Source organism: Pseudomonas sp. R1-43-08 (assembly GCF_003852255.1).
Classification (GTDB): domain Bacteria; phylum Pseudomonadota; class Gammaproteobacteria; order Pseudomonadales; family Pseudomonadaceae; genus Aquipseudomonas.
The window spans coordinates 692,272-706,639 of the sequence record NZ_CP027734.1 but is presented as its reverse complement, the minus strand read 5'-3'; the positions used below and the strand labels follow the sequence as shown (position 1 = coordinate 706,639).

Genomic DNA, 14,368 nt, shown 5'->3' with positions numbered 1-14,368 from the left:
GGGCTTGCCCCCGATGGCGGCCTGACCAACGACAAAAATTCAAGCTTTTGCGGAGCATCCCTGATGACCACTCAAAAAATCTCCTTCTACAACCTGGCCTGGCGCTGGCACTTCTACGCCGGGCTCTTCGTCGCCCCCTTCATGGTGCTGCTGGCCCTGACCGGCATCATCTACCTGTTCAAACCCCAGCTCGATCCCCTGATGTACGGCGACCTGCTCAAAGTGCCCGCCGCCGCGCAGGCACTCAGCGCCGACGCGCAACTGCAACGGGCCAAGGCCGCTTACCCTCAGGCCGCGATCAGCAAATACCTGCCGCCCGCCGACGCCACCAGCAGCGCGCAGTTCGTGATGCAACACCAAGGCCGCGAAATCACTGTATTCGTCGACCCGTATCGCGGCACCGTCCTCGGTGAGCAGGACGCCAAGAACAACCTGCAAGCCATCGCCCGCGCCCTGCATGGCGAGCTGATGATCGGCATCACGGGTGATCGCCTGATTGAGCTTGCTGCCGGTTGGGGCGTGATGCTGGTGGTGTCCGGCCTGTACCTGTGGTGGCCGCGCGGTCAGTCATCGGCGGGTGTGTTATGGCCACGCCTGGGCAGCCGAGGGCGGTTGTTCTGGCGCGACCTGCACGCCGTAGCCGGTTTCTGGGGCGCGGCATTCCTGCTGGTGATGCTGCTCAGCGGCATGACCTGGACGGGGTTCTGGGGCAAGCAATACGCCGACCTGTGGAACACGTTCCCGGCGGCGATGTGGAACAACGTGCCGCAATCGGACCAGCAGGCGCGCAGCCTCAATACCGCCAGCCAGCAGACCGTGCCCTGGGCGATGGAAAACACGCCGATGCCGATGTCGGGCGATCATGCCGAACACATGAATCACGGCGCCATGCATGCAGGCCCCGCCGCGCCCACCGTCAGCCTGCAACAGGTGGTCGACCTGGCCACGGCGCGCCAGGTCGAGCCCGGCTACAGCATCACCTTTCCCACCACGGCCACGGGCGTGTTCACTGTCGCGGTGTTCGCCGACGACCCACGCAACGACGCCACGCTGCATGTGGACCAGTACACCGGCAAGGTGCTCGCCGACGTGCGCTGGGCCCATTACAACGGCGTCGCACGCGCCACCGAAACCGGCGTGATGCTGCACGAAGGCAAGATGTTCGGCTGGGTCAACCAGCTGATCGTGCTGGTGATCTGCCTGATGATCCTGCTCAGCGCGGTGAGCGGCGTGGTGATCTGGTGGAAGCGTCGGCCGCAGGGCGGGCTGGGTGTGCCGCCTCTGCGTCATGATTTGCCCAGATGGAAAACCGCCATGGCGATCATGCTCGGGCTGGCAATCATTTTCCCGTTGGTGGGCGCTTCGCTGATCGTCGTGTGGGTGCTGGACCGCCTGATCCTGTCACGGGTCAGCGTCACCGCTTAGTAGTGGATTGCGCAACGCCCTGTTTTGAAGCTTGCCGTGCACTGCGCAACGGAATGTGGCGCCATGCTGGTGCGCCACTGTGCCGAGGCGCCTCCCGAAACCGCCTGTAATCCTGTGCCTCGCGTAGCAGGCACAGCCCTTGCAAAGTCGTGTGTATCTGCCCAACAAAAACTATCGGTTTTACGGAGATCGCACCATGAAGCGTCGCAGCTTGATCAAGGCTTTCACTTTGTCGGCATCCATTGCCGCCATGGGCATGACCTGGACCCTCCAGGCCGCCGAGACCATCAAGGTCGGCATCCTGCACTCGTTGTCCGGGACCATGGCGATCTCCGAAACCTCGCTCAAGGACATGGCGCTGATGACCATCGACGAGATCAACGCCAAGGGCGGTGTGAACGGCAAGATGCTCGAGCCGGTGGTGGTCGACCCCGCGTCCAACTGGCCGCTGTTCGCCGAGAAAGGCCGTCAGTTGCTGACCCAGGACAAGGTCGCCGTGGTGTTTGGCTGCTGGACCTCGGTGTCGCGCAAATCGGTCTTGCCGGTGTTCGAAGAGCTCAATGGCCTGCTGTTCTACCCGGTGCAATACGAAGGCGAAGAAATGTCGCCGAACGTGTTCTACACCGGCGCGGCGCCGAACCAGCAGGCGATCCCGGCGGTGGAGTACCTGATGAGCGAAGAAGGCGGCGGCGCCAAGCGCTTCTTCCTGCTGGGCACCGACTATGTGTACCCGCGTACCACTAACAAGATCCTGCGCTCGTTCCTGCATTCCAAAGGCGTGGCGGACAAAGACATCGAAGAGGTCTACACCCCGTTCGGCCACAGCGATTACCAGACCATCGTCGCCAACATCAAGAAGTTCTCCGCCGGCGGCAAGACCGCAGTGATTTCCACCGTGAACGGCGACTCCAACGTGCCGTTCTACAAGGAACTGGCCAACCAGGGCCTGAAGGCGACCGACGTACCGGTGGTGGCGTTCTCCGTGGGTGAAGAAGAGCTGCGCGGCATCGACACCAAGCCACTGGTGGGCAACCTCGCGGCCTGGAACTACTTCCAGTCGGTGGAGAACCCGGTGAACCAGAAGTTCGTGGCCGACTGGAAAGCCTACGCCAAGAAACACAACCTGCCAGGCGCAGACAAGGCCGTGACCAACGACCCGATGGAAGCCACCTACGTGGGCATCCACATGTGGGCGCAGGCGGCGGAGAAGGCCAAGTCCACCGACGTCGACAAAGTGCGTGAAGCCCTGGCCGGCCAGACCTTCGCCGCACCGTCCGGCTTCACCCTGACCATGGACAAGACCAACCACCACTTGCACAAGCCGGTGATGATCGGCGAAATCCAGGCTGACGGGCAGTTCTCGGTGGTGTGGCAGACCAACGAGCCGATCCGTGCACAACCGTGGAGCCCGTACATTCCGGGCAATGACAAAAAGCCCGATTACGCCGTGAAGAGTAACTAAAGCCCCACCACAGGCCAAATGTGGGAGGGGCTTGCTCCCGATTGCGGTGGCTCAGTAGCAACTGTGCTGGCTGACACACCGCTATCGGGGGCAAGCCCCCTCCCACACTGTCCGCGCATGATCAGGACATTTTGTTATGCCTACTGCCCTGCACCGCTATTTATTCGCACTGCTGCTGTGGCTGCCTTTGGCCGCACACGCCAGCGACGCCGAAGACTTCATCAACGCCAACCCGGCGCAGCAAGCCAAGCTCCTCCAGGACTGGGCCGCCCAGCCAGACCCGGCGCGCATCGAACTGGTGGACGCGCTGCAACAAGGCCAACTCACCGTCAACGGTGAAACCAAGACCGTACGCCTGAACAACCGCCTGCGCGGCCTGATCGATAATGTACAGGCCAGCCAGCGACTGCTCGCGGCCGATCCCAAGGTACGCCTTGATGCGGCGCGCACCCTGCAAAAAAGCGCGGTGCCGGCCCAGCTTGAATTCCTCGACCAACGGCTCGCCACCGAGCCCGATGAGCAAGTGCACAGCGCCCTCAGCCTGGCCCTGGCCAACCTGCAATTGGTCGACAGCGACCCGGTGGTGCGCCTGGCCGCCGTGCGCTTGCTCGGCAGCACGGGCGATCCGCTGGCCCGCACGCGCCTGGAGACGTTGCTCGCGCCCGGCGTCGAAACCGATGCCACCGTGCATACCGCCGCCGAGACCAGCCTGGCCCAGGTCAAACGCAAATTGATGGTCGGGGAGATCCTCGGCCAAGCCTTCAGCGGCATGTCGCTGGGCTCGATTCTGCTACTCGCGGCCCTGGGCCTGGCGATCACCTTCGGCCTGCTGGGGGTGATCAATATGGCCCACGGCGAAATGCTGATGCTCGGCGCCTATTCCACCTATGTCGTGCAGTTGCTGATGCAGCGCTACGTGCCCCAGGCCATCGAGTTCTACCCGCTGATCGCGCTGCCGGTGGCGTTTTTTGTCACCGCCGCCATCGGCATGGCGCTGGAGCGTACGGTGATTCGTCACCTGTATGGCCGCCCGCTGGAAACCCTGCTCGCCACCTGGGGCATCAGCCTGATGCTGATCCAACTGGTGCGGTTGGTGTTCGGCGCACAGAACGTCGAAGTGTCCAACCCCGCCTGGCTGTCCGGGGGCATTCAGGTGCTGCCCAACCTGGTGCTGCCGTACAACCGCCTGGTGATCATTGCCTTTGCGCTGTTCGTGGTGGTGCTGACCTGGCTGCTGCTGAACAAGACGCGCCTGGGTCTCAACGTGCGCGCCGTCACCCAGAACCGCAACATGGCCGCCTGCTGCGGTGTGCCGACCGGGCGGGTAGACATGCTCGCCTTTGGCTTGGGGTCCGGCATCGCGGGGCTGGGCGGCGTCGCCCTGAGCCAGATCGGCAACGTCGGCCCGGACCTGGGCCAGAGCTACATCATCGACTCGTTCCTGGTGGTGGTGCTCGGCGGTGTGGGCCAGCTCGCCGGCAGCGTCACGGCGGCCTTCGGCCTGGGCATCGCCAACAAGATTCTTGAACCGCAGATCGGCGCCGTGCTCGGCAAGATCCTGATCCTCGCGCTGATCATTCTGTTTATCCAGAAACGCCCGCAAGGACTCTTCGCACTGAAAGGACGGGTGATCGACTGATGAACCAGCCATTGATGCTTACGGCAGCACAGAAAGCCGGCCCCAAGGTGACGATCACCGTCGGCGCGATCCTGCTCGCGGTGCTGCTGGCGCTGCCGTTGCTGTCGCTGTTGCCGGCGGAAAACGCCTTTCATATCTCCGCCTACACCTTGACGCTGGTGGGCAAGATCCTCTGCTATGCCATCGTCGCCCTGGCGCTCGACCTGGTGTGGGGCTACGCCGGGATGTTGTCCCTGGGCCACGGTTTGTTCTTCGCCCTGGGCGGTTATGCGATGGGCATGTACCTGATGCGCCAGGCGTCCGGCGATGCGTTGCCGGCGTTCATGACCTTCTTGTCGTGGACCGAATTGCCCTGGTACTGGGCGGGCACCCAACACTTCTGGTGGGCGCTGTGCCTGGTGGTGCTGGCGCCGGGGTTGCTGGCCCTGGTGTTCGGCTTCTTCGCCTTCCGCTCGCGGATCAAAGGCGTGTATTTCTCGATCATGACCCAGGCCCTGACCTTTGCCGGGATGCTGCTGTTCTTTCGCAACGAGACCGGGTTCGGCGGCAACAACGGCTTTACCAATTTCCGCAGCATCCTGGGCTTCGGCATCACCGAGCCGGGCACGCGGGCGGTGTTGTTCGTGGCCACGGTGCTGCTGCTGGTGACGAGCCTGTACCTCGGTTGGCGCCTGGCCCAGAGCAAGTTCGGCCGGGTGCTCACCGCCTTGCGTGATGCGGAAAACCGTCTGATGTTCTGCGGCTATGACCCGCGCGGCTTCAAGCTGTTCGTGTGGGTATTGAGCGCAGTGTTGTGCGGCTTGGCGGGGGCGTTGTATGTGCCGCAAGTGGGCATCATCAACCCCAGCGAAATGTCGCCGACCAACTCCATCGAAGCCGCCGTGTGGGTGGCGCTCGGCGGGCGTGGCACCTTGATCGGCCCGTTGCTCGGCGCCGGCGTGGTCAATGGCATGAAGAGCTGGTTCACCGTGGCCTTTCCGGAATACTGGCTGTTCTTCCTCGGGGCGTTGTTCATTCTCGTCACCCTGTACCTGCCCAAGGGCGTTATCGGCCTGCTGAAGAAATGAGGAACGTCATGCTTGAACCTATTTTCGACGCGGGCAGCGGCCGCGAGGCCATCGGTATCGGCCAGGCTGCGGGCAAGGGCCTGAACACCCGCCACGGCACCATCCTGACCCTGGAAGACATCAGCGTCAGCTTCGATGGCTTCAAGGCCTTGAACGACCTCAACCTCTACATCGGCGTCGGCGAGCTGCGCTGCATCATCGGCCCCAACGGCGCAGGCAAGACCACGCTGATGGACGTGATCACCGGTAAGACCCGGCCCAGCCACGGCAAGGCCTGGTTCGGCGAAACCCTGGACCTGACCGGCATGAGCGAAGTGCAGATCGCCCAGGCGGGTATCGGCCGCAAGTTCCAGAAACCCACGGTATTCGAAGCCCTCACGGTGTTCGAAAACCTCGAGCTGGCGCAGAAGACCGACAAGTCCGTCTGGGCCAGCCTGCGCGCGCGCTTGAGCGGCGAGCAAAAAGACCGCATCGACGAGGTGCTCGACACCATCCGCCTCACGGCCTCGGCACAGCGCCCGGCCGGGTTGCTGTCCCACGGGCAGAAGCAGTTCCTGGAGATCGGCATGCTGCTGATGCAGGACCCGCAACTGTTGCTGCTGGACGAACCGGTGGCGGGCATGACCGATGCCGAAACCGAATTCACCGCCGAACTGTTCAAGGGCCTGGCGGGCAAGCATTCGTTGATGGTGGTGGAGCATGACATGGGCTTTGTCGGCTCGATCGCCGACCACGTCACCGTGCTGCATCAGGGCAGCGTGCTGGCGGAAGGGTCGCTGGAGCAGGTGCAGGAAAATGAGCGGGTGATCGAGGTCTACCTCGGTCGCTGATCGTTCCCACGCTCCGCTGATCGTTCCCACGCTCTGCGTGGGAATGCCGCCCTGGACGCTCCGCGTCGTTTCATTAGGAGGTTTGAGAATGCTGCAAGTCGACAAGCTGCACCAGTACTACGGCGGTAGCCATATCCTGCGCGGTCTGTCGTTTGACGTGCAGATCGGCGAAGTCACCTGCCTGCTCGGCCGTAATGGCGTGGGCAAGACCACCCTGCTCAAATGCCTGATGGGCCTGCTGCCGGCCAAGGAAGGCGCGGTGAGCTGGGAGGGCAAGCCGATCACCGGGTTCAAGCCGCATCAGCGCGTACATGCTGGCATTGCCTACGTGCCACAGGGCCGGGAAATTTTCGGCCGGCTGACGGTGGAAGAAAACCTGCTGATGGGCCTTTCGCGCTTCCCCGGTGCCCAAGCCAAGGAAGTGCCGGCCTTTATCTACGAGCTGTTCCCGGTGCTGCTGCAGATGAAGCACCGGCGCGGAGGGGATTTGTCCGGCGGCCAGCAGCAACAGTTGGCCATCGGCCGCGCCTTGGCGAGTCGCCCGCGCTTGCTGATTCTCGATGAGCCCACCGAAGGCATACAGCCCTCGGTGATCAAGGAAATCGGCGCGGTGATCAAGAAACTCGCGGCACGCGGTGACATGGCGATTCTCTTGGTGGAGCAGTTCTACGACTTCGCCGCTGAACTGGCCGACCAGTACCTGGTGATGTCCCGTGGCGAAATCGTGCAGCAGGGCCGGGGCGAAAATATGCAAAGCGAGGGTGTACGCGGACTGGTAACCATCTAATCTGTAGCGTCCTAACGATAAGCACAAAACCATGAACCTGCCCGTTACCCCTGCCCTGTTCACCCCCAGCTGGCGCGCCGAGCTGGAACTCGGCTATGCGCGTTTCGGCGACACCACACGCCCGGTGCTGCGCCGCCACCTCGGCCCGCTGCGCGTACAAAAACACCTGTACGCCGAAGGCCCCGAGGTGTGCCAGCACATCATCGTGCACCCGCCGGGCGGCATTGCCGGCGGTGATCGCCTCGACATCAGCGCGCAGGTTGCCCAAGGCGCCTGGGCGCAATTGACCAGCCCCGGCGCGGCCAAGTGGTACCGCGCCAGCGGCCCGGCGTTTCAGCAGTTGGATTTGCGCGTGGAGGCCGGCGCGACCCTGGAATGGCTGCCCCAGGAAACCATCGTGTTCAGCGCCGCCCAGGCCGAACTGAGCACGCGCATCGACCTGCACGGCGATGCGCGGTTGTTCTACTGGGACGTGGTCGCCCTCGGGCGCCCGGCCAGCGGCGAGCAGTTCGACCTCGGCCACTTTCAATCGCACCTTGATATCCGCCGCGACGGCCAGTTGCTCTGGCATGAGCGCCAGCGCATTGTGGGCGGCGATGGGTTGCTGGACTCGCCTATCGGGCTGGATGGGCAACCGGTGTTTGCCACGTTGCTGGTGACCGGTGAAATCGATGCTCAATTGCTCGAACACTGCCGCTCACTGCCCCACGCGGTGCGCGGCGATTTGACCCAACTGCCCGGTTTGCTGGTCGCGCGCTGCCTGGCCAGCGAAGCGCTGCTGGCGCGGGGATGGTTGATTGAATTATGGAAACTGTTGCGCCCGGCGCTGCTTGGCCGCGAAGCGGTATCACCGAGAATCTGGAGCACATGAAGATCAAAATGTGGGAGGGGGCTTGCTCCCGATAGCTGAGTGTCAGGCAATGCATCTGCTACGGACCCACCGCTATCGGGAGCAAGCCCCCTCCCACACTTGATCTGCATTGTATTTAAGAATGTATTTAAAGGACCTTGAACCATGGATTTGACCCCACGGGAAAAAGACAAACTGCTGATCTTCACCGCCGGCCTGGTAGCCGAACGCCGCCTGGCGCGTGGGGTGAAGCTCAACTACCCGGAAACCATCGCCTATATTTCCGCCGCGCTGATGGAAGGCGCCCGCGATGGCCGCACTGTGGCCGACCTGATGCACTACGGCACGACCCTGCTCAGCCGTGAGCAAGTGATGGAAGGCATTCCGGAAATGATCCCGGACATCCAGGTCGAAGCCACCTTCCCGGACGGCACCAAGCTGGTCACTGTCCATCAACCCATTGCGTGAGGCGCGGCAATGATTCGTGATGCTACCGAGCAAGACCTGCCGGCAATCCGCGATATCTACAACGACGCGGTGTTGAACACCACGGCGATCTGGAACGAACAGCCGGTCGACCTGGCTAACCGCCAGGCGTGGTTCAGCGCCCGCCAGGCCCAGGGCTATCCGATCCTGGTGGCGGTGGAAAACGCCGAAGTCACCGGCTACGCCTCGTTCGGCGACTGGCGGCCCTTTGAAGGCTTTCGCTACAGCGTCGAGCACTCGGTGTACGTGCGCAACGACCAGCGCGGCAAGGGCCTCGGCCCGCGCTTGCTGCAGGCCCTGATCGAGCGCGCGCGCAGCTGCGGCAAACAGGTAATGGTGGCGGCCATCGAAAGCGGCAATCTGGCCTCGATCCACCTGCATGAACGCCTGGGTTTCGTCATCACCGGGCAGATGCCACGCGTGGGTATCAAGTTCGGCCGCTGGCTCGACCTGACCTTTATGCAACTGGCCTTGAACCCGGGCGCCGAACCGCCCAAGGAGTGAGATCGATGAGCGCTGCGCAACTGCGTCGAGTCAATGCTGAAAGCTTTGCCCATTACCGCCTCGGCTTGATCGAGCTGTTGCTGGACGCGGTCCGACATGGCGCCTCGGTGGGCTTCATGGCCGACTTCGATGAGACCCAGGCCCGCGCCTACCTGACCGGTGTGCAAGCCGGCATCGAAGACGCCAGCCTGTTGCTGTGGGTGGTGGTGCGCGATGAGCAGGTGGTCGCCAGCGTGCAGTTGGCGCTGTGCCAGAAAGCCAATGGCCTGAACCGTGCCGAGGTGCAGAAGCTGCTGGTGCACAGCCGTGCGCGGCGCCACGGCCTGGGGCAGCAATTGATGAATGCCCTGGAACTCGCCGCACGCCAGCACAAGCGCGGCTTGCTCTACCTCGACACCGAAGCCGGCTCCGGCGCCGAGGCCTTCTACCAGTCGCTGCGCTACACCAAGGTCGGCGAATTGCCCGACTACTGCCAAAGCCCGGACGGGCGCTACAGCCCGACCGCCATTTACTTCAAGACCCTGGGGCAACCTGCATGATTCCTGGCGAATTCCAGATCCAGCCTGGCGAGATCGAACTGAACGTGGGCCGGCGCACCATCAGCCTGAGCGTGGCCAACAGTGGCGACCGGCCGATTCAGGTGGGCTCGCATTATCATTTTTTCGAGACCAATGATGCGCTGACCTTCGACCGCGCCGCGAGCCGCGGCATGCGCTTGAATATTCCGGCGGGCACGGCGGTGCGGTTTGAGCCGGGGCAGAGTCGGGAGGTCGAGCTGGTGGACTTGAGCGGTGGGCGCCGGGTGTTTGGGTTTGCCGGTCGGATCATGGGCGACCTCGACTGATCGTTCCCACGCTCCGCGTGGGAATGCCGCCATGGACGCTCCGCGTCCGCTCTTAACATCGTGACGCAGAGCGTCACAGGATGCATTCCCACGCAAAGCGTGGGAACGATCGAGGACACACACATGAAGATTTCCAGACAAGCCTACGCCGACATGTACGGCCCCACCGTTGGCGACAAGGTCCGCCTGGCCGACACCGAGTTGTTCGTCGAAGTGGAGCAGGACTTCACCGTGTATGGCGAAGAAGTGAAATTCGGCGGGGGCAAGGTGATCCGTGACGGTCAGGGCCAAAGCCAGTTGCTCGCCCATGAAGTGGTCGACACCCTGATCACCAACGCGCTGATCATCGACCACTGGGGCATCGTCAAGGCCGATGTGGGCCTGAAGAACGGCCGCATCCACGCCATTGGCAAAGCCGGCAACCCCGACATCCAGCCCGGCGTGACCATGGCCATCGGCGCCAGCACCGAAGTGATCGCCGGCGAAGGCATGATCCTCACCGCCGGCGGTATCGACTCCCATGTGCATTTCATCTGCCCGCAGCAGATCGAAGAGGCGCTGACCAGTGGCGTCACCACCATGATCGGCGGCGGCACGGGACCTGCCACCGGCACCAACGCGACCACCTGCACCTCAGGGCCTTGGCACCTGGCGCGCATGCTGCAGGCCAGTGATTCGTTCCCGATGAACATCGGCTTTACCGGCAAGGGCAACGCAAGCCTGCCCGAGCCGTTGATCGAACAGGTCAAGGCCGGCGCCATTGGCTTGAAGCTGCACGAAGACTGGGGCACCACGCCCGCCAGCATCGATAACTGCCTGAGCGTCGCCGATGCATACGATGTGCAGGTGGCAATCCACAGCGACACCCTCAACGAATCCGGCTTCGTCGAAACCACCCTCGCCGCGCTCAAGGGCCGCACCATTCACACCTACCACACCGAAGGTGCCGGTGGCGGGCATGCGCCGGACATCATCAAGGCCTGCGGCTTGCCGAATGTGCTGCCCAGTTCCACCAACCCGACGCGGCCGTTCACCCGCAACACCATCGACGAACACCTGGACATGCTGATGGTCTGCCATCACCTGGACCCGAGCATCGCCGAAGACGTGGCCTTCGCCGAAAGCCGCATCCGTCGCGAGACCATTGCCGCCGAAGATATCCTGCACGACCTCGGTGCGTTTTCGATGATCAGTTCCGACAGCCAGGCCATGGGCCGCGTCGGCGAAGTGATCACCCGCACCTGGCAGACCGCCGACAAGATGAAAAAACAGCGCGGCGCCCTGCCGGGTGACGGCCCGGGCAACGACAACTTTCGCGCCAAACGCTATATCGCCAAGTACACCATCAACCCGGCGATCACCCATGGCATCAGCCATATCGTCGGCTCCATCGAAGTCGGCAAATGGGCCGATCTGGTGCTGTGGCGCCCGGCGTTCTTCGGGATCAAGCCCACGCTGATCCTCAAGGGCGGCGCGATTGCCTCCAGCCTGATGGGCGATGCCAACGCTTCGATTCCGACACCGCAGCCGGTGCACTACCGGCCGATGTTCGCCAGCTTCGGCAGCTCACTGCATGCCACCAGCCTGACCTTTATCAGCCAGGCGGCGCAGGAGGCCGGCCTGCCCGAGGCCCTGGGTTTGAAAAAGCAGATTGCGGTGGTCAAGGGCTGTCGCGAGGTGCAGAAGAGCGACCTGATCCATAACGATTACCTGCCGGATATCGAGGTGGACCCGCAGACGTATCAGGTCAAGGCCGATGGTGTATTGCTGTGGTGTGAACCGGCTGAAGTACTGCCGATGGCGCAGCGGTATTTCCTGTTCTAACAACCGCCTCACTGTAACTGTAGGAGCGAGCTTGCTCGCGAAGCACTCAAGGACGCCGCGTTTATTCAGGTTGTACGCGTTATCGTTGACGATCTTCGCGAGCAAGCTCGCTCCTACATTAAGGCAGCTTAGAAGTTCTCGCGCGGGTTGAAGTTGGCTTTCTTGGCCAGCTCCTGCCACAACGCTTTCACCTCGTCGCTACCTGCCGGCGGCATCACCGCCTTGAGCTGCACGAACAGGAAACCACGCTGGCCAGCCTTGTTCAGCAACCCGTGGCCCTTGGCGCGCATGCGCTGGCCGTTCTGGCTGCCGGCGGGCACCTTGAGGTTGATCTTGCCGGTCAGCGTAGGCACCGGGACTTCCGTGCCCAGCGCCAATTCCCACGGCGCCAGCGGCAGGTTGATCACCAGGTTTTCGCCATCCACTTCGAACTTGGCGTGGGGCGCGAACTTGATGATCAGGTACAGATCACCGTTGGCGCCGCCGCCAATTCCGGGCGCGCCCTGGGCCTTGAGGCGGATGCGTTCACCGTCGGCCACACCGGCCGGGATCTTCACGTTCAGGTTCTTGACCGTATTGCTCACGTGCCGGCCAGAAGCGTCGTACTGAGGCACCTGGAAGCTGATCTGCTTGGACTCGGTGGACAGCGTCTCCTCGAGGGACACCGACAACTGCATCTCTACGTCCTGGCCCTTGCGTCCGGCAGGGCGGCGCTGGCCGCCGCCGAACCCGTCGTTGCGCGAGCCGAAGATCGAGCTGAAGAAGTCCGAGAAATCCTCAGTGCCCGCGCTACCGCCAAAGCCGCCACGGCTCTGCCAGCCAGGTGGCCCCTGGAACGGCTGACCGTGCTGGCCATATTTGCGCAGCTCGTCGTACTCGGCACGCTTGTCAGCGCTCTTGAGGGCTTCATAGGCTTCAGACGCGTCCTTGAACTTGGCTTCGGCGTCTTTTTCCTTGCTCACGTCCGGGTGATATTTGCGCGCGAGCTTGCGATAGGCGGCTTTGATTTCCTTGTCGTCGGCGCTCGGCTCGACACCCAGAATCTTGTAGTAGTCTTTGAAATCCATCGGTGGTTCACCATCCTTAAACGAGATCGCACAGCCCGGACACAAGGTGCGCTGGTTTGCACGTGTTGAGTCTTGCGGCCTGGGGTGCGTCGGAGTTTTACAGGCACTTGCCGTATGCACCAGATGTGGGGGCGAATCACGCGCTTTCAAGCGCTATTTAACGGATGGTCGGCCTACGCATCCGGCGTCGACTGGCATACACTGCGCGGCCGTTTTGCAACCGGAACCCGATCGACATGAAAAACCCATCCCCAGCCCGTGCCTGCGGCATCGACTTCGGCACGTCCAACTCCACCGTCGGCTGGATCCGCCCCGGCGAGGAGACGCTTATCGCGCTGGAGGACGACAAGATCACCCTGCCGTCAGTGGTGTTCTTCAACTTCGAGGAACGCCGCCCGGTGTACGGTCGCCTGGCGCTGCACGAATACCTGGAGAACTACGAAGGCCGCTTGATGCGCTCGCTCAAGAGCCTGCTGGGTTCCAAGCTGATCAAGCACGACACCAGCGTATTGGGCACGGCGATGCCGTTCACCGACCTGCTGGCGCTGTTCATCGGCCAGCTCAAGAGCCGCGCCGAAGCCACCGCCGGCCGCGAGTTCGAAGAAGTGGTGCTGGGGCGCCCGGTGTTTTTCGTCGATGACGACCCGATGGCCGACCAGGAAGCGGAAAACACCCTGGTCGACGTGGCCCGCAAGATCGGCTTCAAGGACATCTCGTTCCAGTACGAACCGATTGCCGCCGCGTTCGACTATGAGTCGACCATCGAAAAAGAAGAGCTGGTGCTGATCGTCGACATCGGCGGCGGTACCTCCGACTTCTCCCTGGTGCGCCTGTCGCCGGACCGTCGTCACAACGACAACCGCCAGAGCGACATCCTCGCCACCGGTGGCGTGCACATCGGCGGTACCGACTTCGACAAGCAGCTCAGCCTGCAAGGCATGATGCCGCTGTTCGGCTACGGCAGCCGCATGAAAAGCGGCGCCTACATGCCGACCAGCCACCACATGAACCTGGCTACCTGGCACACCATCAACTCGGTGTACTCGCAGAAATCCCAGCTGGCCCTGAGCAGCATGCGCTACGACATCGAAGACACCGGCGGCATCGACCGCCTGTTCAAGCTGATCGAACAGCGTGCCGGGCACTGGTTGGCGATGGAAGTGGAAGAGACCAAGATCCAGCTGACCCATGAAGACAGCCGCCTGGTGTTGCTGGACCGGGTTGAGCCTGGCTTGAGCGTGGAACTGAGCCGCAACCTGTTTGAATCGGCCATCGATGGCCTGCTCGAGCGCGTGCGCAACAGCGTGACCCAACTGCTCAACGACGCCTCGGTGGATGTGGCCCAGGTGGACACGGTGTTCTTCACCGGTGGTTCCAGCGGGATCCCGGCACTGCGCCACAGCATCTCGGCGATGCTGCCGAATGCGCGGCATGTGGAAGGGAATATCTTTGGCAGTATCGGCAGTGGGTTGGCGATTGAGGCCAGCAAACGTTACGGCAACTGAGTTGTAACTTGAATCTGCGGCGCCCCCATCGGGAGCAAGCCCCCTCCCACCTTTGATTTGTGAACACGGTCAAAATGT

Annotated in this window: 14 protein-coding genes; 13 read left to right on the top strand and 1 reads right to left on the bottom strand. The window is 62.8% G+C overall.

Annotation, left to right across the window (positions count from 1 at the left end):
• The first annotated feature begins 63 nt into the window (after positions 1–63).
• The 12 genes from C4J87_RS02980 to ureC all read left to right on the top strand — a co-directional run bounded on the left by C4J87_RS02980 (position 64) and on the right by ureC (position 11,718).
• Positions 64–1,425: a PepSY domain-containing protein gene (locus C4J87_RS02980; protein ID WP_124365667.1), complete on the top strand. Its 1,362-nt coding sequence runs from the start codon at positions 64–66 to the stop codon at positions 1,423–1,425.
• 196 nt (positions 1,426–1,621) lie between these two features.
• Positions 1,622–2,887, top strand: coding sequence for an urea ABC transporter substrate-binding protein (gene urtA / locus C4J87_RS02975; RefSeq protein WP_124365666.1), 1,266 nt, complete (start codon positions 1,622–1,624; stop codon positions 2,885–2,887).
• Between the two features lie 136 nt (positions 2,888–3,023).
• On the top strand, positions 3,024–4,526 hold the full coding sequence (gene urtB / locus C4J87_RS02970; RefSeq protein WP_124365665.1) for an urea ABC transporter permease subunit UrtB: 1,503 nt from the start codon (positions 3,024–3,026) through the stop codon (positions 4,524–4,526).
• Positions 4,526–5,593 (top strand): urea ABC transporter permease subunit UrtC, encoded by a 1,068-nt coding sequence (gene urtC / locus C4J87_RS02965; protein WP_124365664.1) that lies wholly within the window; start codon positions 4,526–4,528, stop codon positions 5,591–5,593. The genes urtB and urtC overlap by 1 nt, the downstream gene beginning before the upstream one ends.
• Positions 5,590–6,423, top strand: a complete 834-nt coding sequence (gene urtD, locus C4J87_RS02960; protein ID WP_164484508.1) for an urea ABC transporter ATP-binding protein UrtD — start codon at positions 5,590–5,592, stop codon at positions 6,421–6,423. The genes urtC and urtD overlap by 4 nt, the downstream gene beginning before the upstream one ends.
• A gap of 88 nt (positions 6,424–6,511) precedes the next feature.
• Positions 6,512–7,210 (top strand): urea ABC transporter ATP-binding subunit UrtE, encoded by a 699-nt coding sequence (gene urtE / locus C4J87_RS02955; protein WP_124365663.1) that lies wholly within the window; start codon positions 6,512–6,514, stop codon positions 7,208–7,210.
• Positions 7,211–7,241: 31 nt separating this feature from the next.
• Positions 7,242–8,081: an urease accessory protein UreD gene (locus C4J87_RS02950; protein WP_124365662.1), complete on the top strand. Its 840-nt coding sequence runs from the start codon at positions 7,242–7,244 to the stop codon at positions 8,079–8,081.
• A gap of 144 nt (positions 8,082–8,225) precedes the next feature.
• On the top strand, positions 8,226–8,528 hold the full coding sequence (gene ureA / locus C4J87_RS02945) for an urease subunit gamma (protein ID WP_003171437.1): 303 nt from the start codon (positions 8,226–8,228) through the stop codon (positions 8,526–8,528).
• A 9-nt stretch (positions 8,529–8,537) separates the two neighbouring features.
• Positions 8,538–9,050, top strand: a complete 513-nt coding sequence (locus C4J87_RS02940) for a GNAT family N-acetyltransferase (protein WP_124365661.1) — start codon at positions 8,538–8,540, stop codon at positions 9,048–9,050.
• A gap of 5 nt (positions 9,051–9,055) precedes the next feature.
• Positions 9,056–9,589, top strand: a complete 534-nt coding sequence (locus C4J87_RS02935; protein WP_124365660.1) for a GNAT family N-acetyltransferase — start codon at positions 9,056–9,058, stop codon at positions 9,587–9,589.
• Complete coding sequence (locus C4J87_RS02930) at positions 9,586–9,894, top strand: urease subunit beta (protein ID WP_124361066.1); 309 nt, start codon at positions 9,586–9,588, stop codon at positions 9,892–9,894. Before C4J87_RS02935 ends, C4J87_RS02930 begins: the two co-directional genes overlap by 4 nt.
• A 123-nt stretch (positions 9,895–10,017) precedes the next feature.
• Complete coding sequence (gene ureC, locus C4J87_RS02925; RefSeq protein ID WP_124365659.1) at positions 10,018–11,718, top strand: urease subunit alpha; 1,701 nt, start codon at positions 10,018–10,020, stop codon at positions 11,716–11,718.
• 128 nt (positions 11,719–11,846) lie between these two features.
• Here the strand turns inward: ureC and C4J87_RS02920 are convergent, their stop codons facing one another.
• Positions 11,847–12,785, bottom strand: a complete 939-nt coding sequence (locus C4J87_RS02920; protein ID WP_124365658.1) for a DnaJ C-terminal domain-containing protein — start codon at positions 12,783–12,785, stop codon at positions 11,847–11,849.
• 236 nt (positions 12,786–13,021) lie between these two features.
• On the opposite strand from C4J87_RS02920, the gene C4J87_RS02915 reads away from it, so the two are divergent.
• Positions 13,022–14,290, top strand: coding sequence for an Hsp70 family protein (locus tag C4J87_RS02915; RefSeq protein ID WP_124365657.1), 1,269 nt, complete (start codon positions 13,022–13,024; stop codon positions 14,288–14,290).
• Positions 14,291–14,368 lie beyond the last annotated feature (78 nt).

What these genes read in the sequence shown, in the direction of transcription:
- ureA (WP_003171437.1), top strand. Translation starts at nt 8,226, where the DNA reads ATGGATTTGACCCCACGGGAAAAAGACAAACTGCTGATCTTCACCGCC.
- urtD (WP_164484508.1), top strand. Translation starts at nt 5,590, where the DNA reads ATGAGGAACGTCATGCTTGAACCTATTTTCGACGCGGGCAGCGGCCGC.
- C4J87_RS02940 (WP_124365661.1), top strand. Translation starts at nt 8,538, where the DNA reads ATGATTCGTGATGCTACCGAGCAAGACCTGCCGGCAATCCGCGATATC.
- urtA (WP_124365666.1), top strand. Translation starts at nt 1,622, where the DNA reads ATGAAGCGTCGCAGCTTGATCAAGGCTTTCACTTTGTCGGCATCCATT.
- C4J87_RS02930 (WP_124361066.1), top strand. Translation starts at nt 9,586, where the DNA reads ATGATTCCTGGCGAATTCCAGATCCAGCCTGGCGAGATCGAACTGAAC.
- C4J87_RS02915 (WP_124365657.1), top strand. Translation starts at nt 13,022, where the DNA reads ATGAAAAACCCATCCCCAGCCCGTGCCTGCGGCATCGACTTCGGCACG.
- C4J87_RS02980 (WP_124365667.1), top strand. Translation starts at nt 64, where the DNA reads ATGACCACTCAAAAAATCTCCTTCTACAACCTGGCCTGGCGCTGGCAC.
- urtB (WP_124365665.1), top strand. Translation starts at nt 3,024, where the DNA reads ATGCCTACTGCCCTGCACCGCTATTTATTCGCACTGCTGCTGTGGCTG.
- urtC (WP_124365664.1), top strand. Translation starts at nt 4,526, where the DNA reads ATGAACCAGCCATTGATGCTTACGGCAGCACAGAAAGCCGGCCCCAAG.
- urtE (WP_124365663.1), top strand. Translation starts at nt 6,512, where the DNA reads ATGCTGCAAGTCGACAAGCTGCACCAGTACTACGGCGGTAGCCATATC.
- C4J87_RS02920 (WP_124365658.1), bottom strand. Translation starts at nt 12,785, where the DNA reads ATGGATTTCAAAGACTACTACAAGATTCTGGGTGTCGAGCCGAGCGCC.
- C4J87_RS02935 (WP_124365660.1), top strand. Translation starts at nt 9,056, where the DNA reads ATGAGCGCTGCGCAACTGCGTCGAGTCAATGCTGAAAGCTTTGCCCAT.
- ureC (WP_124365659.1), top strand. Translation starts at nt 10,018, where the DNA reads ATGAAGATTTCCAGACAAGCCTACGCCGACATGTACGGCCCCACCGTT.
- C4J87_RS02950 (WP_124365662.1), top strand. Translation starts at nt 7,242, where the DNA reads ATGAACCTGCCCGTTACCCCTGCCCTGTTCACCCCCAGCTGGCGCGCC.